We start from the raw sequence: 22,331 nt of genomic DNA on the forward strand, positions 1-22,331 counted from the left end.
CCGCCCCGCACCGCTCCCCACTGATCCGCACTGATCCCCTTCATCCAGGCCAGGAAAGGCATCACATGACGACGACGTCGACCCCCAGCGGCACCGCCGCGGACGGTCGCGTCGCGCCGATCGCCGACCGGACGAGCACTCCTCGTCCGGTCGGCCCTCAGGCGCGGCGACGCCCCAAGCGGGACACCCTGGCCGGCTACGTGTTCCTCTCGCCGTGGCTGATCGGCTTCGTCGGGCTCACGCTCGGCCCGATGCTGATGTCCCTCTACTTCTCCTTCACCGACTACAACCTCTTCCGGGCACCGGAGTGGATCGGCACCGGGAACTTCGAGCGCCTGTTCGGCGACCCGAAGTTCCTCCAGTCGGTGCAGCTCACCCTCGCCTACGTCTTCATCGGCACGCCGGTGAAGCTGGCCGCCGCCCTCGTCGTGGCGATGCTCCTCAACTACAGCGCGAAGGGCACCGGCTTCTTCCGCTCCGCCTTCTACGCACCGTCGCTGATCGGCGCGAGCGTCAGCATCGCGATCGTCTGGCGGGCGATGTTCTCCACCGACGGACCGGTCGACTCGGGGCTGCAGATCTTCGGCATCCAGATCGGCGGCTGGGTCGGCGTGCCCGCCCTGATCCTGCCGATGATGATCATCCTGGCCGTCTGGCAGTTCGGCGCCCCGATGGTGATCTTCCTGGCCGGCCTCAAGCAGGTCCCGGCCGAGCTCTACGAGGCCGCGATGGTCGACGGAGCGGGCCCGTGGCGGAAGTTCCGCAGCGTCACGCTGCCGATGCTCTCGCCGGTGATCTTCTTCAACCTGCTGCTCGAGATGATCAACGCCTTCCAGGTCTTCGCCTCGGCGTACATCATCGGCAACGGCACCGGCGGACCGGCCGGCGCCACGAACTTCTACACGGTGTACCTCTACACCCGCGCCTTCACGAACAACCAGATGGGCTACGCCTCGGCGATGGCCTGGGTCCTCCTCCTCTTCGTCGGCGTCCTCGCCTTCGTCCTCTTCAAGACCCAGAAGAGCTGGGTGCACTACTCGGGAGACACACGATGACGACCTTCGACACCACGCTCCCCTCGGCCGACACGCAGGTGCTCACCGAGCCGTCGCCCCGCCGGCGCCCGCGCCGCAAGCGCCCGAAGACGGGGACGCTGGTCTGGATCGCGGCGATGATCGTGCTCACCGCGATCGTGCTCTACCCGCTGGTCTGGATGGGCGCCGCGGCGTTCAAGCCGAACAGCGAGTTCGGCGGGCAGACCTCGCTGCTGCCGCAGAACCCGACGCTCGACAACTTCGTGAAGGTGCTCGCCGGCGTCGGCGGAGTCCCGCTCTGGCGGTTCTTCCTCAACTCGACGATCCTCGCGGTCGGCTCGGTCATCGGAGTGGTGATCTCCTCCTCGATGGCGGCCTACGCCTTCGCCCGGCTCGACTTCCGCGGCCGCCCGCTCTACTTCGCGCTGATGATCGGCACGCTCCTGCTGCCGATGCACGTCCTGCTCATCCCGCAGTACACGATCTTCCGCACCCTCGGGATGATGGACACCTACTGGCCGCTGCTCATCGGCAAGTTCCTCGCCACGGAGGCGTTCTTCGTCTTCCTGATGGTGCAGTTCATCCGCAACCTGCCCCGCGAGCTCGACGAGGCGGCACGGATCGACGGCGCCGGCCACCTGCGCATCTTCGGCTCGATCACGATCCCGCTGATCCGCCCCGCGCTGATCACCTCGTCGATCTTCGCCTTCATCTGGAGCTGGAACGACTTCCTCGGCCCGCTGCTCTACCTGAACACGCCCGACCAGCAGCCGCTGCCGCTCGCGCTCCGCGTCTACAACGACCAGACCTCGGCGTCGGACTACGGCGCGACGATCGCGGTCTCCGTGCTCGCGCTGCTGCCGGTGCTGATCTTCTTCATCGTCTTCCAGCGCTTCCTGGTCGACGGCGTCGCCACCCAGGGTCTCAAGGGATGAGCCGCGCGTCACGGGCGCAGCGCGAGGCCCGCGCGGCCGCCGCCGACGGCACGGCCCTGCGCTGGCCGGGGGCGGCGAACCGGTTCGCGCTGTTCGCCGAGGTCCTCTTCACGGGGCTCCTCGTCACGATCCTCGCGCTGCCGCTCGTGACGCTGCCGCTCGCCCTCGCGGTCGGGGCGCGACACCTGCGCCGCTTCGTCCTCGACGAGCCGTCCTCGCTGCGCACGACGCTGGCGGAGGCGCGCACCGGGGTCCTCCGCTCGCTGCCCGTCGGTCTCGCGCTGCTGGCCCTGACGGCGGTGCTCGGCCTCGACCTGCTGGTCGCGTCGTCGGGCGCCCTGCCCGGAGCGACTGCGGTCGCGGTGGTCTGCGCGGCACTCCTCGCGGCCGCGCTCGTCGTCGTGCTGACGGCGTCCGCGCTCTGGGTGCCCGAGTCGCGCTGGGTTCCGCTGCTGCGCCAGGCCGCGACGCTGGCGGTCCGCGATCTGCGCGGCTCCGGGGCGCTGCTGGTGGCGCTGGTGCTCGCCGCCGTGGTCACGTGGCAGCTGGCACCCTTGGTAGTGCCGGCGCTCGGCTGCACGGTGTTCGCCGCGCTCGCGGTGCGGCTGTCGCGGACGGCGCCCGCGGCGCGCTGAGCACGACACCACGACGATCGTCTCCGCGACGATCACCACCACGACTCGACGACCACCACTCGACGCACCACTCGACGACCACGACGACCACGGAAGGCCCACGGCACGGATGATCCACTACGGCGGCGACTACAACCCGGAGCAGTGGGACGAGAGCGTCTGGCCGGAGGACGCGCGGCGGATGCGCGAGGCCGGCGTCACGACCGTCAGCCTCGGCATCTTCGCCTGGGCGCGGATCCAGCCCGATGAGGACACCTTCGACTTCGGCTGGCTCGACCGGATCCTCGACCTGCTGCACGAGCACGGCATCGCCGTCGACCTGGCGACGGCCACGGCCTCGCCGCCGCCGTGGGCCACGAGCAGCTACCCGGGCATCCTGCCGCAGGACGAGAACGGCGCGACCTACTGGCCGGGCAGCCGCCAGGCCTACCGCCCCACCTCCCCGGACTACCGCCGGCTCGCGGCCCGGCTGGTCACGGCGATCGCCGAGCGGTACCACGACCACCCCGCGATCGTGCTCTGGCACGTCAACAACGAGTACGCCTGCCACCTGCACCACGACTACTCCGACGACGCGGCCGCCGCGTTCCGGGTCTGGCTGGAGCGGAAGTACGGCTCGATCGACGAGCTGAACCGGCGCTGGGGCACCTTCTTCTGGTCGCAGCGCTACGCGTCCTTCGCCGAGATCGTGCCGCCGCGGAAGGCGCCCTACAGCCACAACCCGGCCGGGCTGCTCGACTTCCGCCGCTTCACCTCGGACGCTCTGCTCGAGCTCTACACGATGGAGCGCGACATCCTCCGGGCCTCGGGTGCGACGCAGCCGATCACGACCAACTTCATGGGCGCCTTTCCGCCGCTCGACTACTGGAAGTGGGCGGCCGAGGTCGACGTCGTCAGCGACGACAACTATTTCGATCCCGCCGACCCGGAGTCGTTCCGCACCGCCGCCTTCACTCGCGACCTGATGCGCTCGCTCAAGCCGGGCGTGCCGTGGCTGCTGATGGAGCAGGCCACCGGCGCCGTCAGCTGGCGGCCCTCGAACGCTGTCAAGGCGCCCGGGCAGATGGCCGCGCTGTCGATGCAGGCCGTCGGGCGCGGCGCGGACGGCGTGCTGTTCTTCCAGTGGCGGCAGTCGCGGCGGGGCAGCGAGAAGTTCCACTCTGCGATGCTGCCGCAGGCGGGCGTCGGGACCCGCACCTGGCGCGAGGTCGTCGAGCTCGGCCGGGTGCTCGGCGAGCTGCCGGAGCTGTCGGTGGAGTCCTCCACCGGCGGATCGGCCGGTGTATCAGCGGGCGGGCCCACCGGCTCCGGCGCCCGCATCGCGCTCGTCCTCGACTGGGAGAACTGGTGGGCGATCGGCAACCCCGACCACCCGGTCGTGCTCGACTTCCTGGAGCTCGTGCAGCGCTGGTACTCCGCGCTGCACCGGCAGAACCTCGCGGTCGACCTGGTGCTGCCGACGGCGGACCTGGCCACGTACGACCTCGTGCTGCTCGCCCACTCCTACCTGCTCACCGACGCGGCGGCGGAGAACCTGACGGCGTTCGTCGAGCGGGGCGGCCGGCTGCTGGTCACCGCGTTCAGCGACGTGGTCGACGAGGACGACGCCTTCCGCGAGGGCGGCTTCCAGGTCGGACTGCGCGAGGTGCTCGGTGTGACGGTGCTCGAGTTCGCGGGGATCGGGGCGGCCGGCGCGGAGGTCGCCGGTGCTCCCTTCGGCGTCCTGCGCGGCGAGCTGCTGGCGGAGGAGCTCGGCGTGCTCGTCGACCCGTCCGACGAGCGGCCGGTCGAGATCCTCGGCCGCTACTCCTCCGGTCCCGCGGCGGGCACCCCGGCGCTGACCGCGCGGCGCACCGGCACGGGCACAGCGCACTACCTCGCGACGATCCCGGACGACGCGGGCATGCTCGCGCTGACCGCCTGGCTGGCCGAGCAGTCCGGCGTCTCCCCCGTGCTGCGCACCGGGAGCCCCTGGGTCGAGGCGGCCCGCCGCGGCGACGTCCTCACGGTGATAAACCACGGCCAGGACCCCGTCGACGTCGCCGTCTCCGGCACCGACCTCGTCACCGGCCGCCCCGTCGACACCGTGCACCTCGCCCCGTACGCCTGGACCCTCCTCCGCCCCTGACGCCCTCTCCCCTCTCCCCCTCCGCGAGATGCCACTTGTGCACGCTTCTACCGGCGTGTCGCGCTCACAAGTGGCATCTCGCGGGGGGCGGAGTGGGTGGCCGCGATGTCGGCGGCGACGGCGTGCAGGGCCGAGCGGACGAGGCGGGCGGCGGGGTCGAGCTCGCCGGACCAGGCGACCCGGAGCGAGCGGCCCGCCCAGCGCGGTCCCGCCACCGGCACGGCGACGACGGCGCGCGGCAGGCCGGCGATCGCGAGCGCGGGAACGGTCGTGACGCCCAGGCCTGCGGCGACGAAGGCGAGGCGGCTGCTCCAGCTGTCGATCTCGGCGACCACCCGCGGCAGCGCGAGCGCCGGCCACGCGCCGAACTGCGGCTCGCCCCGCGCGCCGCGGCCGACCACCCAGTCCGCGCCCGCGAGATCGTCGACGCTCAGCTCCCGCGCGTGCGCCCACGGGTGCCGCTCGCCGACGGCGACGTGCAGCGACGCGGCCGGCAGCACCTCCGTGTCGATGCCCTCGAGGCCGTAGCCGTCGGGCTCGGCGCCGTCGGGCTCGGAGCCGACCGCGACGACCGCGAGGTCGAGGCGCCCCGTGCGCAGCCGTCGTAGCTGGACGGGTGTCGAGGACTCGACCAGGACGACGTCGATCGCCGGGTGCGCGCGGGTCACCCGGGCGATCGTCTAGGGCGCGAGGTGCATCGCGGCGGTCGCGAAGGCGCCGAGGCTCACCCGGCCGAGCATCGGACGATCGAGGTCGGCGATCTCGCGGGCCGCGGTGTCGAGGTGGTCCAGGATCGCCGCGGCGTGCCGGGCGAGGCCGAGGGCTGCCGGGGTGGGCACGACGCCGCGCGGCCCGCGCTGGAAGAGCGGCGCGCCGACCGCCTCCTCGAGCGCGGCGATCTGCTTCGAGACGGCGGACTGGGTGAAGCCGGTCTGCTCGGAGGCGCCGGTGAAGGAGCCGGTGCGCAGCACGGCGACCAGCGCGCGGAGCAGCTGCGGGGGCACGTCGAGGGTCACCGCTCCAGTATGCGGGCGGCAGTCCATCGAGGAATGCCCGCGGTGCCGATCATTCGCTACCGGAAGGAGCGCGAGCCGGGGAGAGTGGCGGCATGACGACTCCGAGAACCTGGTTCCTGACCGGCACGTCCAGCGGCTTCGGCCGGCTCTGGGCCGAGGCGGCGCTCGAGCGCGGCGACCGCGTCGCGGCCACGGCCCGCGACCCCCGCAGCCTCGACGACCTCGCCGAGAGCTTCCCCGACCGCCTGCTCCCGCTCGCGCTGGACGTGACCGACCGCGACGGGGTGCTCGACGCGGTCGACCGCGCGGAGCGGCACTTCGGCGGGATCGACATCGTGGGTAACAACGCCGGGTACGGCCACTTCGGCATGGTCGAGGAGCTGACCGAGCGCGAGATCCGCGAGCAGCTGGAGACCAACTTCTGCGGCGCGCTCTGGGTGACCCAGGCCGCGCTCCCGGCGCTGCGCCGCTCCCGGGGCCGGCTGCTGCAGGTCACCAGCGAGGGCGGCGTGCGCGCCTTTCCCGGCATCGGCGCGTACCACGCGTCGAAGTGGGCGCTCGAGGGGCTGAGCGAGTCGCTGCGGCAGGAGGTGGCGGGCTTCGGCGTCCGGATCACCTGCGTCGAGCCCGGCCCCTACGCCACCGACTGGCTCGCACGCGGCTCGCGCCGGAGCGCCGAGCTGCCCGAGTACGCGGCGGTGCACGCGGACGGGCCGGACTTCTCCGTGGGTGACCCCTCGGCGACGAGTGCCGCGATCCTGCAGCTCGTCGACGCGGAGGAGCCGCCGGCGCGGCTCATCCTGGGGACGGTGCTGCCCGCGATCGAGGAGCTCTACGCCGAGCGCCTGCGCACCTGGCGCGAGTGGGACGACGTCTCGGTGCGGGCCTTCGGCACGCCGCAGTGAGCGACGCGGCGGAGGGTCCGCTCGGCCCGGTCCCGGGCTGGACCGGCGTCGCGGTGCGCGAGGTGGTCGACCCGCACGACCACGAGGTGACCGCGCCGGCGACCGACGCGCTGCAGCTGATCCTGGTGACCGCCGGCTCCTACCTGGTCGAGAGCGCCCGCCCGCACGGCCGCTGGGCGCACGGGCACGCGGCGCCGGGACGCTCGGCCGCGACCGCGCCGGGGCGCGAGATCCGTGCGGCATGGCGCAGCACGAGCTCCGAGACGTTCCGGTCGCTGCACGTCACCGTCGCCGCGCCGCTGGTCGCCGGGGTACTGGCGGGCGTCCCCGGGGCGTCCGCCGACCGGCTCGACTTCCTCGCGGTCGGCGACGACTTCGTCCGCTCCGCGATGCTCGAGCTCGCCCGCGCCGCGTGGGCCGGAGCGCCGTCCCTGCTCGCCGACGCGGTGGGCACGGCGCTGGTCGCGCACCTGCTCTCCCTGCCGGAGCCCACACCGGGCACCGCCGGGCTCTCCCGCACGCAGCTCGCCCTGATGACCGACCACCTCGCGGCCCGGCTCGCCGACCCGGTGACCCTCGACGAGCTCGCCGCGCTGGTGCACCTCAGCCCCTTCCACTTCCTGCGCCGCTTCTCCGCCTCGACCGGTTCGACGCCGATGCGGTACCTCACCGCCCTGCGGATGGAGCACGGCCGAGACCTGCTGCGCCGCTCCGACGCACCCGTGGCGGCGATCGCCGCGGCCTGCGGCTACGCGACGCCCGCCGCCTTCGCCGCCGCCTACCGCCGCCACCACGGCGCCAGCCCGCGCGAGCACCGGCCGCCCCGCTGACGCGGCCGGCGCTCTGCCGGCGAGACGTCCCGCCGCCGTCGAGGCGTCCTGCTCCGAGTGGACGCCTCGACCGCACCGGGACGCCTCGCCGTTCCGGACGGACGGTGACTCGGAGTCAGGCGCCTCCCCGCCGCGAGCGACCGCGCAGCGCCAGAACGGCGGCGGCGCTGAGCATCGCACAGCCCGCCGCGGCGACGGTCGCGGCGACGACGGTCTCCGTCCACGGGGTCGTGTCGTAGGACTGGTAGCCGGTGATCGCGGGCGCGACGACGAAGGTCGCGATCAGCAGTCCCGGGAGGGTGCTGCCGAGCAGGCCGGCGTACGCCAGCGCCGCCGACACCGACCTCCGGTACGCCTTCGCCGCGAGGGCACCGAGGCCGACGACGGGCACCAGGCCCAGCATCATCTGCAGGAAGGGGAGCTGGAGCGGCGTGGGGGCGCCGGTCAGCCCCGACAGCACTCCGTGCAGCCCGTTCAGCCCGAGGACGCCGGCGACCACGAGCGCCGTCAGGCGGAGGAGCGCGCCCCCGCCGATCGCCCGCGCCGACACCGGCAGGGCTATGGCGACCAGCAGCAGGCCCGCGCCGTGCACCTGTGCCGCCGCGCCGAGGGGCTCCCACGGATCGGCGGGGATCATGTAGTCGAAGAGATGGTCCTCGACCGACCGGTCCGTCGCCGTCCAGCCCTCGCTCGCGATGACCCAGCGCTGCAGCGAGGCCTGCAGCTGCAGCAGCGCCGCCCCGAGCAGGAGCGCGGCGGCGAGCAGCACCCCGCGGGGCGATCCCTGTCCGCTCCGCGCGTTCGCCGCGGACGTGCGCACCGCCTCTCGCTCCGCCATGGGCGGCACGCTAGCGCCGCCCGGCCAACGGCGGGAGAACGAGCGGTGCACGGCCCGGGAGGCGCCGGCCTCGTGCCCGCCCTGTGCCGACGCGGATACCGCGCGCCGAGGAGCGCTGACCGCCGAGCTCGGGCTCGCAGAACGTGCTCCGGCTCGTCGGAGCACGCGGGTTCCACGAGCCGAGGCGGTTCCGACGAGCCGGACGTCCGCGGGCCGGTCAGCGCCCGTCGCCCGCGGCCAGCAGCTCCCGGACCGTGCGCGGCTCGCGCCCCAGCAGGCTCGCGAGCGTCGGGTCCGTCCCCGCGAAGAAGCCGGCCGCGGCCGCCTGATGCATGCCGAGCAGGAACCGCGCCTGCGGCTCCGGCTGCCCGGCGGCGACCCGGCGCGCGAGCCACTCGTCGTCGCCGAGGATCCGGAACTCGATCGGCCGCCCCGCGACGTCCGCGACGAGCTCCGCGACCTCCGCGAAAGTCGGCGCCTCGAGGGCGGTGAGGGTGACCGGTCCGTCGTGCGCCTCGTCCGTGAGCAGGAGGAGAGCGGCGGTCTCCGCGGCGTCCTCCCGCGCCGTCCACGAGACGGGGCCGTCGGACGGCACCTCGATGACGCCGGTCGAGCGCCAGTCGCCGAGGAAGAACGCGAGGCTGTGGGCGTAGAAGCCGTTCCGCAGCGAGGTCCAGGCGACTCCCGACTCCGCCAGCAGCTGCTCGGTCGCGGCGTGATCGCGGCCCGGCCCGAAGGGGGTGTCCGGCGAGGCGCCCTGGTGGCTGGTGTAGAGGATGCGGCCGACCCCGGCCTCGACGGCGGCCTCGACCGCGGCGCGGTGCAGGGCCGGCGCATCGGCTCCCGGGTCGTTCGAGGAGACGAGCAGCAGCTGGTCGGCGCCCGCGAACGCACCGGGCAGGGACGCGGAGTCCGCGTAGTCACCGCGCCGCAGCGCGACACCCCGGTCGGCGAAGCGCGCGGCCTTCGCGGTGTCCCGCGCGACGACGACGATCTCGGAGGCGGGCAGGGAGTCGAGGAGGTGGTCGACGGTGGCGCCGTTGAGCGCTCCGGTGGCGCCGGTGACGATGATCATGGAGGGCCTTTCGAGAGGAGACCACCGAGGTATCGGTGATACTGCTCGAACGATAACCCTGGAATGCCAGCGATAGCAAGAGTGCGATATCGTCGATCCATGACCGCGCCCCCCACGGACACCCGAGCCCGCATCGTCGACGCGGCGGCCCGCCTCCTGCGCGAGGCCGGCCCATCGGCCGTCACCACCCGCGGCGTCGCGGAGGCGGCCGGCCTGCAGGCTCCGGCGATCTACCGCCTCTTCGGCGACAAGGACGGCCTGCTCGAGGCGGTGGCCGAGCACGTGCTGAGCAGCTGGGTCGCCGAGAAGTCGGCCGTCGTCGAGGAGGCCGCGGCCGGCGACGTCGACCCGATCGAGGATCTCCGCGCCTGCTGGGCGGCGCACATCGAGTTCGGCCTCGCGAATCCCGCACTCTTCCGCCTGCTCAGCGACCCGGCCCGCGCGGCGGCCTCACCGGCGGCGACGTCGGGGAGGCGGGTTCTCGCGGCGCGGGTCCACCGGGTCGCGGCCGCCGGTCGCCTCCGCGTCCCCGAGGAGCGCGCCGCCGGGCTGATCCAGACGGCGGGGACCGGCGTCGTGACGACCCTGCTCTCCTCCCCCGCGGCCGAGCGCGACGCGGGTCTCGCCGACGCCGCGTTCGAGGCGGTGCTCGCCGGGATCCTGACCGAGCAGCCGCCTGCCGCGGACGACGCGCCACTCGCCGCCGTCGTCGCCGTCCGCGCCCTCGCCCCGCAGCTCGCCGATCTCCGGCCGGCCGAGCGCGAGCTGCTGCGCGACTGGCTCGACCGCGTGCTCGACGGCGGCGTGCGGCGGCGGACCGCGGAGGACTGACAGGATCGCCGGGTGCCCTCCTCCGCCGCCCGATGCCGCCGTGCGCTGCCGGTGGTCGTGCTGCTCGCCCTCGCGGCGGCCGGCTGCACGGGCACCGTTCCGATGCAGGCCGCGCCGACCGCGGCGGCGGTCGGCTGCGCGGCGATCGTGACGCGGCTCCCCTCCGACGTCGTCGGTCTGGCCGAGCGGGAGACGGACGCCCAGGGCACGGGGGCCTGGGGCGAGCCGGCCCAGGTCCTGCTGCGCTGCGGAGTCCCGGACCCCGGCCCCTCCGCCGCGTGCATCACCGAGCGCGACGTCGACTGGACGATCGACGACAGCGACGCGGCCGTCGTCGTCGCGACGAGCTACGGCCGGGACCCCGTGGTCGAGGTCGTGCTGGACGCCGGCCTGTCCGGTGGTCGCGAGATCCTCGCCGCCCTCGCCCCGGCGGTCTCCTCGGTGCCGGCGACACGGAGGTGCTCGTGAGCGGCGCGGGACCCGGAGGCTCGGCCGGCCGCGGTCCCGGAGCCCGCGGGCGCGAGCACGCCGTCCGCGCCGTGCTGGGCGCGATGCTGGCGCTCGTGCCGCTCGCGATCGGGGCGCTCGTCGACAGCGTGAACGGGACCGCGGCCACTCCCCTGTCGGCCGACCCGGGCTTCGTCCTCCTCGCCCTCGGCGGGCTCGCCGTCTGCGCGGCGGTGGCGAGTCTGCCGGTCGGCGCCGCGACGTACCTGCTGGACCGCCTGATCGAGCGCGTCTGGATGAGCAGCGGAGGGCGCCTGGCCGCGCAGGTCGTCGCGAACGCCCTCGTCGGCGGCGCGGCCGGCCTGCTCCTCGGCGGACTCGTCGTCCCGTTCTGGCGTCCCATCGAGCGCGCCCTCGTCTTCACCGGCCCGTGGGCGCTGGCCGCCGCCGCCCTGGTCCTCCTCTCGGCCGTCCTTCGAAGCCGCCGACCTTCCTGCTGATCGAGTAGCCCGCGCAGCGGGCGCATCGAGATCCACCATCGTCCGAGCGTCACTCCGACGCGTTCTCCTTCTGCGGCGGGCAGTCGCCGCCGGGCTCGGTCGCCAGCTCGAAGTGCCACATCTCGTTGCCGTAGGTCTGGCAGAGGCCGTAGTCGGCGCCGTGCTGGCTGAGCCAGCTGTCCGCGTCGGTGTAGCCGATGTCGATCGCGTCGCCGGTCACGTGCGCCGAGAGCTCGGGGGTGCTCACCCACTTCCGGGCCTCCTCGAGGCTGCCGTACTCCTGCACGGCGTCGTCGAGGAGCGCCTGCTGGTACGCGGCGCTCCGCCAGCCGGACGTGACGACCGTGTCGACGCCGTCGGCCGCCATCGCGTCGACCGCCGCCTCGACGGCCGCCCGCAGCGCGGGGTCGAGGTTCGCGATGACCGGCAGGTGGTCGTCGTGGATCGAGACGGAGTCGCCGACGCCGAGGTAGCCGTCCTCGACGGAGCGTCCGGTGTCGCCGGACACGGTGGTGAGGCCGGCGAGGCCGCCCGAGACCTGATCGGCGGCGGTGCAGCCGGTGAGGCCGAGTGCCGCGACGAGGAGGAGGACGCCGGCGCGGGCCCGGGTTCGCTGGTGGTGCTGCCTCATGGTCGATCCCTTCTGCGGCCGCCGTTCGGATCGGCGGTGCGGGGACCACTCCACCGCGGAGGGTGTTGCGGGGGCGTAGGGCTTTTCCGAGACGCCCGCGATACACCGCGGCTCGTAGCATCGACCGCATGCGTGTTCTGGTGGTCGAGGACGAGCCCCTGATGGCGGAGGCGATCCGCGACGGGCTCCGCCTCGAGGCGATCGCCGCCGACCTCGCCGGCGACGGCGACACCGCGCTGGAGCTGCTGGGACTCACCGCCTACGACCTCGTCGTCCTCGACCGGGACATCCCGGGCCCGTCGGGCGACGAGGTCGCCGCCGCGATCGTCGCGTCCGGGAGCGGCGTCCCGATCCTGATGCTCACCGCCGCCGACCGGCTGGACGACAAGGCGTCGGGCTTCGAGCTGGGCGCCGACGACTACCTGACGAAGCCGTTCGAGCTGCGCGAGCTCGTCCTGCGCCTCCGGGCCCTGGACCGCCGACGCGCGCGCAGCCGCCCGCCGGTGCGCGAGATCGCAGGGCTCCGCCTGGACCCGTTCCGGCGCGAGGTGCACCGCGACGGGCGCTACGTCGCGCTCACCCGCAAGCAGTTCGCGGTGCTCGAGGTGCTGATGGGCGCCGAGGGCGGCACGATCAGCGCCGAGGAGCTGCTCGAGCGGGCCTGGGACGAGAACGCGGATCCGTTCACGAACGCGGTCCGCATCACGATCTCCGCCCTCCGCAAGCGCCTCGGCGAGCCGTGGCTCATCGGCACGCTGCCCGGAGTCGGCTACCGCATCCTCACGGACGGTGCCGTCGACGAGAGCGGCGACGGCACCCGTGGCTAGGCCGCCCGGCATCAGCGCCCGCGTCCGCCTGACCCTCAGCTACGCCGGCTTCCTGCTCCTCGCCGGCGGCCTCCTGCTCACCGTCGTCTGGCTGTTCCTGCTGCGCTACATCCCCGCGGAGGCGGTGGTCGCCGGCGACGGCACCGACGGCTTCCGCCCCGGGCGCGACGACCTGCTCCGCGCCTTCACGCCCGCCGCCGTCGCCGCCCTGGCGTTCCTGCTGCTCTTCGGAATGGTCGGCGGCTGGTTCCTGGCCGGCCGGATGCTCGCCCCGCTACGGCGGATCACCCGAGCCACCCGACTCGCCGCGGCCGGTGACCTCTCGCACCGGATCGCGCTCGAGGGCCGGCGGGACGAGTTCCGCGAGCTCGCCGACGGCTTCGACGCCATGCTCGAGTGGATCGAGGCGCACGACGCGGAGCAGCGGCGGTTCGCAGCGAACGCCTCGCACGAGCTGCGCACCCCGCTCGCGATCACTCGGACGCTCCTCGAGGTGGCGCGCGACGATCCGGACCGCGACGTCGACGCGCTGGTCGCCCGCCTCGGGAGCGTCAACACGAGGGCGATCGAGCTCGTCGAGGCGCTGCTGCTGCTCGGCCGGGCCGACCAGCGCTCCTTCGCCCGCGAGAGCGTGGACCTGTCGCTCCTGGCGGAGGAGGCGGTCGAGACGCTGCTGCCCCTCGCCGAGCGGGGCGGCGTCGCCCTGGAGACCGCCGGTGGCGTGGCCCGCACCTCGGGCTCGCCGGCGCTGCTGCAGCAGTTGAGCGTCAACCTGCTGCACAACGCGATCGTGCACAATCTGCCGTCGGGCGGCTGGGTGCGGCTCGGCACGAGCGTCGACGCGGGCTCCGCCGTCCTCGTGCTCGAGAACTCCGGGGCGCACCTCGATCCGCTGTCCCTTCCCGCGCTGACGGAGCCGTTCCAGCGCGGAGCCGCGCGGGTCCGCTCCGAGCACGCGGGGACGGGCCTCGGCCTCGCCATCGCGGCGAGCATCGTCCGCGCTCACGGCGGCGAGCTGGACCTGACCGCACGACACGAGGGCGGGCTCCGCGTCGCGGTGCGGCTGCCCGAGGCCTGAGTCCGGCGCTGCTGAGCCCGGGCTACTGCTCGCCGCCCTGCTCCCCCGCGGCGAGCGCCGCCTGCAGCGTACGGATGAACGCGCCGAGCGCGCCGGAGGCCAGGAGTCCCGGCCCGAGCGGACCGGACGGGTCTTCGCCGAGCAGCGGCAGGCGCGCCAGGGCCGTCCGCACCGGGGCGCTCATCCCCGCCAGCTGCCGGTCGATCTCGGCCGCGCCGCCGCGGCCCGGGTCGGCCAGCTCGGCCGCCTTCGCCGCGAACGCCCCGGCGCCGAGCGCGTGCGCGCCGAGGTGCGCGACTCCGGAGGCCTGCCCCGCCGACCAGGCCGCCGCCTTCGCCGCGGGCGACGTCGCCGACTGCGACGCCCGGCCCGCCTCGAAGCGGCGCCGGATCTCCCCGGCCGCGCTCAGCTCGCCGCGGGCGAAGGCGCGTGCCCGGGCGATCCCGTCCCGGGCCCGGTCGTCGTCGGGGGCCTCTGCCTCGAAGAGCGGCAGGACCCGCTCGGCGCAGTCGGCGGCCCAGGCGGCGACGAGCCGGCGGTCCTCCTCGGTCAGGGTCTGCGGAGAGGGCATGCCAGCACTCTGGCAGACGCCCGGCGGACGCTCCGGGCGCGGATCCTCCCCGGCCTCTTGTCGTGCCGCGCACTTCTGGGCAGTGTTGCCCGCATGAGCCTCTACCTTTCCTGCCCCGTCGCGAGCGTCGAGCGCGCCACCGCCTTCTACACCGCCCTCGGCTGGAGCCGGAACGAGGCGATGTCGAACGAGAACGTCGCCTGCTTCGCGATCGCGCCCGACCAGTACCTGATGCTCAGCAGCCGCGAGATGTACGCGAGCGTCGGCGGCACCGAGGAGCTGATCGGCGGCCCGGACACCCCGTCCAAGACGACCGTCTCGTTCGACCTCGGCAGCCGCGAGGCCGTCGACGAGCTGACCGAGCGCGCCGGCGCCGCGGGCGGCCGCATCGGCGACACCGACGAGTACCCCTTCATGTACCAGCGCCAGTTCGACGACCCCGACGGCTACCACTACTCCCCCTTCTGGATGAACCCCGACGCCTGACGCCCGCACCGGCGGCCGGCGAGGCGTCCTCGAACCGTCGAGACGTCCACCTGCGCCGGGACGCCTCGACCGTTCGGGGGCGCCTCGGCGCCGCCGCCGGGCATAGTGGAGGCATGAGTGCTGCAGCCGACGTCCTCCTCAGCGGGCCCCGGGGGCGCCGCCTCTGCTGGGAGTACGCGACGGCGGCGGACCCCGAGCTGCGCACAGCGGCGTTCCTGCTCGCGCACGCCGCTGGCGGTCGCGGGGAGTCGGTCCTGCTGTACGCCTCCGAGGACGGCGCGGACGCTCGCGATCTGCCGGTCCCCACTCCCGACGGCCTCGCCGCGATGTTCGCGGCACTCCCGCCGACCCCGGCGGAGGACGACGCCGTCCGCGCCGCGTTCCGCAGGAGCGTCGACACGGCGCACTCCTGGCAGGAGCCCGACGCCGAGGACGTCCTCGCCGCACTGCCGGAGCTCCGCGCCGCGCTGCTTCCCGTCGCCGAGCGCGTGCTCGCTTCCCCGGACGCGGCGACGTGGACGAGCCCCGCCACCCGGACTCAGTGGGCCGTCGACTGGCGCCCCGACACCGCACGGCCGCTCCCGACCGGCGTCGCCGCGCTCCTGGACGAGTGGTCCGCCGCCCGCCGCGCCGACGAGGAGCAGTCCGCGCGGGAGCGCCCGGCCGACCCGCGCGCGAGCTTCTCCGGCTCGTGGTGGTCGCTCCCCCTCAAGTTGCTGCGCACGCAGTCCCGGATCGAGGACCTGCTCGAGCTGGTCGAGGACGCAGCCGGTCTCGACGCAGCGACCGTGATCCCGGTGACCGGAGCGGGCCGCACGCTCGAGATCGGCAGCGCCGAGGACTGGGCCGAGCTCTGCCGCGCCTACCCCGCCGAGGTCACCGCCTCCCGCCGGCACGACTGGTACCAGGTGACCGGCGGGGAGGGCCGCTGGCTGATCCCGGACTGGCAGCGCGTCGCCGCCGAGTGGGACGCCGTGCACCTCACCGTGCTCGGCTACCTCTCGAGCGCGACCCGGCTGATCCCGGTCGACGACGGATACGCCTCCGTGATCGCCGGCTGGGCTCCGGACAGCACACTGCGGCTGACGGACACCGCCCGGGAATCGGACGGGCCCCGCCAGCAGTGGCGCCGGAGCGGCCGGGACCGCTGGGAGCGGACCGGCTGACGGCGCGGGTTCAGCCGAGCTGCGTCAGCGCCTCCCGCAGGCGGTCGAGCGCGGCGGTGGCGAGGGCCGGCAGCTCGCCGTCCCGGCCCTCGGACCACTCGGCGAACGACTCCTTGAAGGCGAGCACCCCGAGCTCGGCGGCGGCATCGGCGACCGCCGGGGCGACCCCGCGCTCGCGGAGGGCGTCGGCCATCGCCGTCGCCATCCCGACCTTCTTCAGCAGGGCCCGCTGCTGCAGCTCTGCGCTGGTGGCGATCACCGCCTCGAGCCGCGGCCCGAGCTCACGGTTGAAGGGCGTCATCGCGCCGGACGCCGACACCAGACCGGCGGCGACCGCCTGCATCGGCGTCGCCCCGGCCGGAGCCTCGCGCACCCCCTGCGCGAGCAGCGCCGAGAGCGTCTCCTGACCGGCGGCGAGCACGTCGCGCTTGTCGGGGAAGTGCCGGAAGAACGTGCTCCGGGTCAGCCCGGCCCGGTCGGCGATCTGCGCCACGGTGGTCTCGTCGTAGCCCTGCTCAGTGAACAGGTGCAGAGCGGCGGAGACGAACCGCTCGCGGGCATCGGGTTCCCAGCGTGGCATGGGGAGATCCTACCGTGACGCGACACGAGTCCCATCGCAGGGCTACAGTGATGGGACATCGATCCCATCACTCAGAAGGAGTCCTCCCATGCGCATCCTCCTCACCGGCGCCCCGGGCGCCATCGGCCTCGCCGTCACCGAGGATCTCGTCGCCCACGGCCACGAGGTGCTCGGTCTCGCCCGGTCGGAGTCGGCCGTCCGCCGGGTCCTCGACGCCGGCGGCGAGCCCCTCCGCGGCGAGCTCGCCGACCTGGAACTGCTGGCGGAGGCCGCCCGTGCCGCCGACGGCGCGATCCACCTCGCCTTCAGCAACGACTTCTCCGACCTCGAGCGCAGCATCGGGGAGGAGGGCGCGGCGATGGACGCGATCGGCGCCGCGCTCGTCGGCACCGGCAAGCCGTTCTCCCTCGTCTCGGGCACGACCTTCTCCGCGGGTGCCGTCGCGACCGAGCACGATCCGCTGACCACCACCGGCCCGGTCGGCGGCCGCGGGGTCAACGCCGCGCGGGTCCTGGGTCTGGCGACGCAGGGCGTCCGGACGACCGCCGTCCGGCTCCCCCGGTCGGTGCACGAGCGCGACGTCGCCTACGGCTTCGCCGGGCTCCTCATCCAGGCCGCGCAGCGCTCCGGGGTCTCCGCCTACGTCGGCGACGGCGGCCAGCGCTGGCCGGCCGTGCACCGTCGTGACGCGGCGTCGCTGTTCCGCCTGATGATCGAGCGGGGCGAGGCGGGGACGGCCGTGAACGCCGTCGCCGACGAGGGCGACACGATGCTCGCGATCGCCACGGTCATCGGGCGGCGCCTCGGACTGCCGGTCGAGCAGGTGCCGGCGGAGACGTTCGGACCCCTCGGCGAGATCTTCGCGATGGACCAGCCCGCGTCGAGCGCCTGGACCCGCAGCACCTACGGCTGGGCGCCGACCCACCCGAGCCTGCTCGCGGACCTCGAGGCGGGCGACTACCCGGCCCGGAGCTGACCCCGGCCTCAGCGCGATTCGGCGGTCGAGCGCCGCGCGTCGCCGTCCGCCCGGGCGGCGCGCAGGCCCTACCGTGGGTGGTCGGTTCCGGGGAGGGCGACGTGCGCAGTGCAGTGGTGAAGGACGGTGTCCGGAGGCGGACGCCGCTGCGGGACCCGGACACCTCGTCGCGGGCGGTGATGACCCGCCGCGCCTGGTGGCTGCTCGGGCTCGGCCTGCTGATCCCCGGGTCCGCGCAGGTGCTCGCCGGCTCGCGGCGTCTCGGCCGGATCGGTCTCGCCGCGACCCTGCTGCTGTGGGCGGTCGTCGTCCTGCTGCTGCTGGCACTCCTCGTCGTCCCGTCGCTCGTCTTCTCGGTCGCCGCGCTCGACGGGACGCTGGCCGTCCTGCAGGTCGTCCTGTTCGCCTGCGCCGCGCTCTGGCTCGTGCTCACCCTCGACACGCTCAGGTTGACCCGGCTCGTCAAGCTCCGGCCGCGCGCCCGCGTCGCGCTCGGGGTGGCGACGGTGCTCGCGCTGCTCGTCTCGGTCGGGTCTGCGGGCTACGGCGGGCACCTCGTCGGGATCTCCCGTGGACTGCTGTCGACGGTGTTCGGCGACGGGCCGGTGGCCGCGCCCGTCGACGGCCGCTACAACGTCCTGCTCCTGGGCGGCGACGCCGGCGAGGACCGCGCGGGACTCCGCCCGGACAGCATCTCCGTCGCCTCGATCGACACGGCGACCGGAGCGGCGACGGTCATCGGGCTGCCGCGGAACCTGAAGAACGTGCCCTTCCCCGAGGACTCGCCGATGCACGACAGCTACCCCGACGGCTACCTGATCGGGTCGTGCAACGTGAGCCCCTGCATGCTCAACTCGATCCACACGGAGGTCGAGCTGAAGAGCCCGGAGCTGTATCCGGACGCGGTGGCGCACGGCAGCTCCCCCGGCATCGAGGCGACGCGCGACGCCGTCGAGGGCGCGCTGGGGCTGCCGATCCAGTACTACGCGCTCGTCGACATGCAGGGCTTCGCGAGCCTGATCGACGCGCTCGGCGGCATCGACGTCGACTACACCGGCGACGGCGACCTCCCCTTCGGCGGCGTCCTCGACGAGACCACCGGCGAGCTGGTCGGCGTGAACGCCTGGCTCACCCCCGGGGAGCACCACCTCGACGGCAGCAACGCGCTGGCCTACGCCCGCTCCCGCTACGGCTCGGCCGGCGGCGACTACGACCGGATGGCCCGCCAGCGCGAGGTGCAGGGCGCGATCCTCGCCCGCCTCTCCCCGGTGAATGTGCTGCTGCAGTTCCAGGGGATCGCGGACGCCGGCGCGCGCGTCGTCCGCACGGACATCCCGCAGGGCGCGCTGGGCGGCTTCCTGCAGCTCGCGCTCCGGACCCGCTCGCAGCCGTTCGGCTCGGTCGAGCTGACACCGCCGGCGGTCGACCCCGAGGACCCGGACTACGACGCGATCCACGCGTCGGTCGCCGAGGCGCTCACAGGCGGCTGACCCGCCCGCGTCGGGGGGACTCGCCACGGAGAGCGGCCGCGCCGCTGAGCCGCGGAAAGTCGACGAGCGCGATGTCCCGGGGTCGCGGTAGCGTCGACAGTGGTCGTCAGCCCTCACCAGAGAACGGGAGAACGCCGTGAACGCCGTGAAAGCCGTGATCCATCGCCTCCGATCCCTCGCCGCAGCGCTGCGGAGCGCTGTCTCGAGGACTCCGGCCGAGCTGCCGGTCGACCCCTTCGGCGAGCCGCCGCGGGCGCCGCACGATCCGCACGCCTACCGGTCGGAGGCGTGGAAGGCGCCGTCGCCGTCCACGCTGAACTTCCACTGACCGTCGGAGCTCGGTCGTGCGCGGGACGTGCGGCGCACTGGCGGTCGTTTCCGCGGTCGCTCTGCTGCTCTCCGGGTGCTCCTCGGAGCCGGAGCCGGTGCTCGTCGGAGCCACGGGCGACCTGCACGTGAGCCCCGACGGCGAGACGCGCTTCTGCGAATCGGTCATCGACACCGGCTTCGGCACGGACTGCCGCGACGGCGTCCCGACGGCCGGGATCGACCCGGCGGCTCTCGCGAGCACGCCCGGCGACACGGTCGTCCTCTCCCGCCAGGGCGAGCGGTCGACCTCCTCCGGCGGCCTGGTGCGCACCCTCGAGGACGGCACCCGGGTGTACTCGCTCTTCCTCGTCGGCACGAGGGACGCCGACGTCTTCACCGTCTGCTCGATCGGGACCGCGGACTTCACCCTCCCCGACGAGTACCGGGAGCCGGACGTCGACGTCCCCGGCGGCTTCCTCGTCCCGGTGGTCCCGACGGGCTGACCGTCCGGGCCGGGCGAGCGCGGCGACGCCGAGCCGCGCGTCGTCACGGCAGTGCGCCATGAGGGCACTGCGCCATGCCGGCACTGCGCCATGATCGAGTCATGGTCGCGTCGGTCGAGGTCGTCACCCGCTCGGAGCGGTCGGTCGAGGACCTGTTCGACCGCGCGCGGAGCATCGACCTGCACACGGAGTCGCAGGCCGCGGCCGGTGAGCGGGCCGTCGGCGGAGTCGTCAGCGGCCGCATCGGCCTCGGCGAGGAGGTGACCTGGCAGGCCCGGCACTTCGGCGTCCGCCTGCGGCTGACCAGCCGGATCACCGCCTTCGACGCGCCGCACTCCTTCACGGACGAGCAGACCCGCGGCCCGTTCCGCTCCTTCCGGCACGAGCACCGCTTCGAGCCGGACGGCAGCGGCTCGGTGATGACCGACCGACTCGCCTTCCGCGCCCCCTTCGGCATCCTCGGCCGGGTCGCCGAGCGGCTCGTCCTGGCGCGCCACCTGCGCCGGCTGCTCGAGGAGCGCGGCGCGTTCCTCGCGGCCTCGCCCGCTCCGGGAGACGACCGGCGCTACTGACGGCCGCCCGATACTCCTGCCGTTGGAGTATGGTGTCGCCCGTGCCCGAGGAGATGCGAGAGACGACCTTCTGGATCCTGACCGCGCTCGCTCTCGGGCGCCGCCACGGCTACGCGCTGCTGCAGGAGATCGAGGAGCAGTCGGAGGGCCGCGTGCGGCTGCGGGTGACCACGCTCTACGCGGCGCTCGAGCGGCTGGGGTCGGCGGGTCTGATCGCCCCCGACGGCGACGAGCGGGTCACCGGCCGCGTGCGCCGCTACTTCCGGCTGACGGACAGCGGCCGATCCGCACTCGGCGCCGAGGTCGCCCGGATGGAGGCGAGCGCCGTGCGGGCGCGGATCAACCTCGGGCTCTCGCCGTCCGCCGCGTTCTGACCCGACCACTCGACGAAGGAGAACGGCATGACGACGAACGAGGACGCAGGGCGCACCGACCGCTTCCGCCGCGCGCTGCGCTGGTACCCGGCCGCCTGGCGCGACGAGCACGGCGAGGTCCTGCTGGGGATCCTGCTCGACGAGGCCGACGACCGCGGGCACCGCGGCCCGGGCATCGGGCAGCGGACAACCCTCGCGGTCGGCGGTCTGCGCCACCGCCTCCAGTCCGCTCCCGGGCGCTCCCCGTCGACGATCGTCCCCCTCGCGCTCGCCACGGCGTTCTTCGCCTTCTACGCCGTCGTCAACTGGTCCCCCGGCGTCAGCTACCCCGGTGCGATCGGACCGTTCACCAACCCCTCCTTCCTCGCCGGGGCGCTCTTCGCGATCGCCCTCGGCCTCGCCCTCGCCGCCCGGACCGGCGCCGCTCGGGTCACCGCCCTGCTCGCCTCCGCCACAGAGTTGAGCATCGCGCTCGTCGCTGCGGCGGCCGGCTGGCTCGGTCCCGATCTGTCGACGGCGGGGCCGGTGGCGGCGCTCGGGGTCCTCGCGGTCATGCCCTGGCGCGGTCGGGTGGCGGCCGTGATGTCGGTCCTCCTGCTGGTCGGCTTGTCGGCGCTGCTGACCGCCGTCGACGCCCTCGGCGCGACGGTGCTCACGGACGTGCCGGCCGCCCGGGTCGTCCTGCCGCTCCCCGTCATCGCCGCCGTGCTGCTCGCACTCGCCCTGGCCGCCCGCCGGGCCACCCTCCTCGAGCGGAGTCTCCCCCGCGGCGTCGGGGCGTGACGCGCGAGGCGTCCCCGAGCGGTCGAGGCAGCCCGTTCCGGCGGGACGTCTCGACCGTTCCGGGACGCCTCATGGAGGAGTGACGGCTGACGGCGGGCCGACCCGCGGCAGGGGTGCCCCGGCAGGGAGTCCCAGCCGTGCGCCCGGCGCTCCTAGCCTGGGCGGACCCGAGGAGAGGACGACGACATGGACCCGGACCCGGACCTGGACCTGGACATGGACCTGGACGACCTGATCGCCGCGTTCGACGCGCGGCGGACGATCGAGGGCGGCTCCCCGCTGCACGCCGTTCTGCACGCGGCGAGCCAGGAGGCGCTGCGCATCACCAGGGAGCTGAACAGCGGCTACCACCCGCCGGAGCGCGTGCGCGAGCTGCTGGCGGAGCTGACCGGCCGGCCGATCGACGAGTCGGTGACCCTGTTCCCGCCGCTGCGCGCCGACTTCGGCCGCAACCTCCGGATCGGCGCCCGGGTCTTCATCAACTCCGGCTGCGCTTTCCAGGACCAGGGCGGCATCACGCTCGGCGACGACTGCCTCATCGGGCACGACGTCGTCTTCGCGACCCTGAACCACGACCTCGATCCGGCGCGACGCGGCGACCTGCACCCCGCCCCGATCGTCGTCGGCTCCAACGTCTGGATCGGCGCGAAAGCCGTCCTGCTCGCCGGCGTCACGGTCGGCGACGACGCGGTGATCGCCGCCGCCGCGGTCGTCACGAAGGACGTCCCGGCGGGAGCGGTCGTCGTCGGCGCCCCGGCCCGTGTGGTCCGGAACGTGCGTCAGGCCGGCGCGGACGCGACGGCCTGAGGGC

At 74.3% G+C, this 22,331-nt stretch carries 28 protein-coding genes; 21 read left to right on the forward strand and 7 right to left on the reverse strand.

From position 1 onward, the window contains the following. The first annotated feature begins 65 nt into the window (after positions 1–65). The 4 genes from MT350_RS06460 (at position 66) to MT350_RS06475 (ending at position 4,732) form a co-directional block, all read left to right on the forward strand. Positions 66–1,055, forward strand: coding sequence for a carbohydrate ABC transporter permease (locus tag MT350_RS06460; RefSeq protein ID WP_123703775.1), 990 nt, complete (start codon positions 66–68; stop codon positions 1,053–1,055). Then, positions 1,052–1,969: a carbohydrate ABC transporter permease gene (locus MT350_RS06465; RefSeq protein ID WP_243600236.1), complete on the forward strand. Its 918-nt coding sequence runs from the start codon at positions 1,052–1,054 to the stop codon at positions 1,967–1,969. The genes MT350_RS06460 and MT350_RS06465 overlap by 4 nt, the downstream gene beginning before the upstream one ends. After that, positions 1,966–2,604 carry a hypothetical protein gene (locus MT350_RS06470; protein ID WP_243615568.1) on the forward strand — a complete coding sequence of 213 codons (639 nt, stop codon included), beginning with the start codon at positions 1,966–1,968 and terminating at the stop codon, positions 2,602–2,604. The genes MT350_RS06465 and MT350_RS06470 overlap by 4 nt, the downstream gene beginning before the upstream one ends. A gap of 109 nt (positions 2,605–2,713) precedes the next feature. After that, positions 2,714–4,732, forward strand: a complete 2,019-nt coding sequence (locus MT350_RS06475; RefSeq protein WP_243615569.1) for a beta-galactosidase — start codon at positions 2,714–2,716, stop codon at positions 4,730–4,732. 47 nt (positions 4,733–4,779) lie between these two features. Here MT350_RS06475 and MT350_RS06480 read toward each other — a convergent pair whose 3' ends face one another. Continuing rightward, positions 4,780–5,400, reverse strand: a complete 621-nt coding sequence (locus tag MT350_RS06480) for a LysR family transcriptional regulator substrate-binding protein (RefSeq protein WP_243615570.1) — start codon at positions 5,398–5,400, stop codon at positions 4,780–4,782. A 12-nt stretch (positions 5,401–5,412) separates the two neighbouring features. After that, a complete protein-coding gene (locus MT350_RS06485; protein WP_243615571.1) occupies positions 5,413–5,748 on the reverse strand; it encodes a LysR family transcriptional regulator in 336 nt (111 codons plus the stop codon). A 92-nt stretch (positions 5,749–5,840) separates the two neighbouring features. Between MT350_RS06485 and MT350_RS06490 the strand changes: the two genes are divergently transcribed. Both MT350_RS06490 and MT350_RS20410 read left to right on the forward strand, forming a co-directional pair. Beyond that, positions 5,841–6,653, forward strand: coding sequence for an SDR family NAD(P)-dependent oxidoreductase (locus MT350_RS06490; RefSeq protein WP_243600240.1), 813 nt, complete (start codon positions 5,841–5,843; stop codon positions 6,651–6,653). Then, on the forward strand, positions 6,650–7,483 hold the full coding sequence (locus tag MT350_RS20410) for a helix-turn-helix domain-containing protein (RefSeq protein ID WP_243600241.1): 834 nt from the start codon (positions 6,650–6,652) through the stop codon (positions 7,481–7,483). The genes MT350_RS06490 and MT350_RS20410 overlap by 4 nt, the downstream gene beginning before the upstream one ends. Positions 7,484–7,598: 115 nt before the next feature. On the opposite strand, the gene MT350_RS06500 is transcribed toward MT350_RS20410, so the two are convergent. Both MT350_RS06500 and MT350_RS06505 read right to left on the reverse strand, forming a co-directional pair. Further along, positions 7,599–8,321 (reverse strand): hypothetical protein, encoded by a 723-nt coding sequence (locus MT350_RS06500; RefSeq protein WP_243615572.1) that lies wholly within the window; start codon positions 8,319–8,321, stop codon positions 7,599–7,601. Positions 8,322–8,538: 217 nt separating this feature from the next. Continuing rightward, positions 8,539–9,396 carry an NAD(P)H-binding protein gene (locus MT350_RS06505; RefSeq protein ID WP_243615573.1) on the reverse strand — a complete coding sequence of 286 codons (858 nt, stop codon included), beginning with the start codon at positions 9,394–9,396 and terminating at the stop codon, positions 8,539–8,541. Between the two features lie 99 nt (positions 9,397–9,495). On the opposite strand from MT350_RS06505, the gene MT350_RS06510 reads away from it, so the two are divergent. Genes MT350_RS06510 through MT350_RS06520 form a run of 3 tightly spaced genes read left to right on the forward strand, consistent with a single transcriptional unit; the run spans position 9,496 to position 11,174 of the window. Next, positions 9,496–10,227: a TetR/AcrR family transcriptional regulator gene (locus tag MT350_RS06510; protein ID WP_243615574.1), complete on the forward strand. Its 732-nt coding sequence runs from the start codon at positions 9,496–9,498 to the stop codon at positions 10,225–10,227. A gap of 12 nt (positions 10,228–10,239) precedes the next feature. Further along, positions 10,240–10,695 carry a DUF3515 family protein gene (locus MT350_RS06515; RefSeq protein ID WP_243615575.1) on the forward strand — a complete coding sequence of 152 codons (456 nt, stop codon included), beginning with the start codon at positions 10,240–10,242 and terminating at the stop codon, positions 10,693–10,695. Then, positions 10,692–11,174: a hypothetical protein gene (locus MT350_RS06520; RefSeq protein ID WP_243615576.1), complete on the forward strand. Its 483-nt coding sequence runs from the start codon at positions 10,692–10,694 to the stop codon at positions 11,172–11,174. Before MT350_RS06515 ends, MT350_RS06520 begins: the two co-directional genes overlap by 4 nt. A 49-nt stretch (positions 11,175–11,223) precedes the next feature. On the opposite strand, the gene MT350_RS06525 is transcribed toward MT350_RS06520, so the two are convergent. Next, positions 11,224–11,805, reverse strand: a complete 582-nt coding sequence (locus MT350_RS06525) for a M15 family metallopeptidase (protein WP_243600247.1) — start codon at positions 11,803–11,805, stop codon at positions 11,224–11,226. Positions 11,806–11,933: 128 nt separating this feature from the next. On the opposite strand from MT350_RS06525, the gene MT350_RS06530 reads away from it, so the two are divergent. Together MT350_RS06530 and MT350_RS06535 are read left to right on the forward strand one after the other, a co-directional pair. Next, positions 11,934–12,632: a response regulator transcription factor gene (locus MT350_RS06530; protein ID WP_243615577.1), complete on the forward strand. Its 699-nt coding sequence runs from the start codon at positions 11,934–11,936 to the stop codon at positions 12,630–12,632. After that, positions 12,625–13,710: a HAMP domain-containing sensor histidine kinase gene (locus tag MT350_RS06535; RefSeq protein WP_243615578.1), complete on the forward strand. Its 1,086-nt coding sequence runs from the start codon at positions 12,625–12,627 to the stop codon at positions 13,708–13,710. The genes MT350_RS06530 and MT350_RS06535 overlap by 8 nt, the downstream gene beginning before the upstream one ends. Before the next feature lie 22 nt (positions 13,711–13,732). Here MT350_RS06535 and MT350_RS06540 read toward each other — a convergent pair whose 3' ends face one another. Beyond that, on the reverse strand, positions 13,733–14,281 hold the full coding sequence (locus MT350_RS06540) for a putative immunity protein (protein WP_243600250.1): 549 nt from the start codon (positions 14,279–14,281) through the stop codon (positions 13,733–13,735). Positions 14,282–14,374: 93 nt separating this feature from the next. On the opposite strand from MT350_RS06540, the gene MT350_RS06545 reads away from it, so the two are divergent. Together MT350_RS06545 and MT350_RS06550 are read left to right on the forward strand one after the other, a co-directional pair. Continuing rightward, complete coding sequence (locus MT350_RS06545) at positions 14,375–14,767, forward strand: VOC family protein (RefSeq protein ID WP_243615579.1); 393 nt, start codon at positions 14,375–14,377, stop codon at positions 14,765–14,767. Positions 14,768–14,880: 113 nt separating this feature from the next. Next, positions 14,881–15,933, forward strand: a complete 1,053-nt coding sequence (locus MT350_RS06550; protein ID WP_243615580.1) for a hypothetical protein — start codon at positions 14,881–14,883, stop codon at positions 15,931–15,933. A gap of 10 nt (positions 15,934–15,943) precedes the next feature. Here MT350_RS06550 and MT350_RS06555 read toward each other — a convergent pair whose 3' ends face one another. Beyond that, the gene (locus MT350_RS06555; RefSeq protein WP_132437129.1) at positions 15,944–16,513 is read right to left on the reverse strand and encodes a TetR/AcrR family transcriptional regulator; all 570 of its coding nucleotides are present in this window, start codon (positions 16,511–16,513) and stop codon (positions 15,944–15,946) included. A gap of 88 nt (positions 16,514–16,601) precedes the next feature. Between MT350_RS06555 and MT350_RS06560 the strand changes: the two genes are divergently transcribed. The 8 genes from MT350_RS06560 (at position 16,602) to MT350_RS06595 (ending at position 22,327) form a co-directional block, all read left to right on the forward strand. Beyond that, positions 16,602–17,489: an NAD-dependent epimerase/dehydratase family protein gene (locus tag MT350_RS06560; RefSeq protein WP_243615581.1), complete on the forward strand. Its 888-nt coding sequence runs from the start codon at positions 16,602–16,604 to the stop codon at positions 17,487–17,489. A 101-nt stretch (positions 17,490–17,590) separates the two neighbouring features. Continuing rightward, the gene (locus MT350_RS06565; protein ID WP_243615582.1) at positions 17,591–18,979 is read left to right on the forward strand and encodes an LCP family protein; all 1,389 of its coding nucleotides are present in this window, start codon (positions 17,591–17,593) and stop codon (positions 18,977–18,979) included. Positions 18,980–19,115: 136 nt separating this feature from the next. Then, positions 19,116–19,307: a hypothetical protein gene (locus MT350_RS06570; protein WP_123737118.1), complete on the forward strand. Its 192-nt coding sequence runs from the start codon at positions 19,116–19,118 to the stop codon at positions 19,305–19,307. Between the two features lie 97 nt (positions 19,308–19,404). Continuing rightward, a complete protein-coding gene (locus tag MT350_RS06575) occupies positions 19,405–19,791 on the forward strand; it encodes a hypothetical protein (protein ID WP_243615583.1) in 387 nt (128 codons plus the stop codon). Between the two features lie 101 nt (positions 19,792–19,892). Continuing rightward, the gene (locus MT350_RS06580; protein WP_243600257.1) at positions 19,893–20,363 is read left to right on the forward strand and encodes an SRPBCC family protein; all 471 of its coding nucleotides are present in this window, start codon (positions 19,893–19,895) and stop codon (positions 20,361–20,363) included. Between the two features lie 41 nt (positions 20,364–20,404). Then, on the forward strand, positions 20,405–20,737 hold the full coding sequence (locus MT350_RS06585; RefSeq protein WP_243600258.1) for a PadR family transcriptional regulator: 333 nt from the start codon (positions 20,405–20,407) through the stop codon (positions 20,735–20,737). A 27-nt stretch (positions 20,738–20,764) separates the two neighbouring features. Continuing rightward, positions 20,765–21,520, forward strand: coding sequence for a hypothetical protein (locus MT350_RS06590; protein ID WP_243615584.1), 756 nt, complete (start codon positions 20,765–20,767; stop codon positions 21,518–21,520). Positions 21,521–21,706: 186 nt separating this feature from the next. After that, the gene (locus MT350_RS06595; protein ID WP_374206631.1) at positions 21,707–22,327 is read left to right on the forward strand and encodes a DapH/DapD/GlmU-related protein; all 621 of its coding nucleotides are present in this window, start codon (positions 21,707–21,709) and stop codon (positions 22,325–22,327) included. Positions 22,328–22,331 lie beyond the last annotated feature (4 nt).

The organism is Rathayibacter sp. VKM Ac-2928 (assembly GCF_022815545.1).
Lineage (GTDB): Bacteria > Actinomycetota > Actinomycetes > Actinomycetales > Microbacteriaceae > Rathayibacter > Rathayibacter festucae.

Bases quoted from the DNA above. Each gene is read 5' to 3' on its own strand.
- MT350_RS06460 (WP_123703775.1), top strand. From the start codon at position 66: ATGACGACGACGTCGACCCCCAGCGGCACCGCCGCGGACGGTCGCGTC.
- MT350_RS06465 (WP_243600236.1), top strand. From the start codon at position 1,052: ATGACGACCTTCGACACCACGCTCCCCTCGGCCGACACGCAGGTGCTC.
- MT350_RS06470 (WP_243615568.1), top strand. From the start codon at position 1,966: ATGAGCCGCGCGTCACGGGCGCAGCGCGAGGCCCGCGCGGCCGCCGCC.
- MT350_RS06475 (WP_243615569.1), top strand. From the start codon at position 2,714: ATGATCCACTACGGCGGCGACTACAACCCGGAGCAGTGGGACGAGAGC.
- MT350_RS06490 (WP_243600240.1), top strand. From the start codon at position 5,841: ATGACGACTCCGAGAACCTGGTTCCTGACCGGCACGTCCAGCGGCTTC.
- MT350_RS06500 (WP_243615572.1), bottom strand. From the start codon at position 8,321: ATGGCGGAGCGAGAGGCGGTGCGCACGTCCGCGGCGAACGCGCGGAGC.
- MT350_RS06505 (WP_243615573.1), bottom strand. From the start codon at position 9,396: ATGATCATCGTCACCGGCGCCACCGGAGCGCTCAACGGCGCCACCGTC.
- MT350_RS06510 (WP_243615574.1), top strand. From the start codon at position 9,496: ATGACCGCGCCCCCCACGGACACCCGAGCCCGCATCGTCGACGCGGCG.
- MT350_RS06525 (WP_243600247.1), bottom strand. From the start codon at position 11,805: ATGAGGCAGCACCACCAGCGAACCCGGGCCCGCGCCGGCGTCCTCCTC.
- MT350_RS06530 (WP_243615577.1), top strand. From the start codon at position 11,934: ATGCGTGTTCTGGTGGTCGAGGACGAGCCCCTGATGGCGGAGGCGATC.
- MT350_RS06540 (WP_243600250.1), bottom strand. From the start codon at position 14,281: ATGCCCTCTCCGCAGACCCTGACCGAGGAGGACCGCCGGCTCGTCGCC.
- MT350_RS06545 (WP_243615579.1), top strand. From the start codon at position 14,375: ATGAGCCTCTACCTTTCCTGCCCCGTCGCGAGCGTCGAGCGCGCCACC.
- MT350_RS06550 (WP_243615580.1), top strand. From the start codon at position 14,881: ATGAGTGCTGCAGCCGACGTCCTCCTCAGCGGGCCCCGGGGGCGCCGC.
- MT350_RS06555 (WP_132437129.1), bottom strand. From the start codon at position 16,513: ATGCCACGCTGGGAACCCGATGCCCGCGAGCGGTTCGTCTCCGCCGCT.
- MT350_RS06560 (WP_243615581.1), top strand. From the start codon at position 16,602: ATGCGCATCCTCCTCACCGGCGCCCCGGGCGCCATCGGCCTCGCCGTC.
- MT350_RS06580 (WP_243600257.1), top strand. From the start codon at position 19,893: ATGGTCGCGTCGGTCGAGGTCGTCACCCGCTCGGAGCGGTCGGTCGAG.
- MT350_RS06590 (WP_243615584.1), top strand. From the start codon at position 20,765: ATGACGACGAACGAGGACGCAGGGCGCACCGACCGCTTCCGCCGCGCG.
- MT350_RS06595 (WP_374206631.1), top strand. From the start codon at position 21,707: ATGGACCCGGACCCGGACCTGGACCTGGACATGGACCTGGACGACCTG.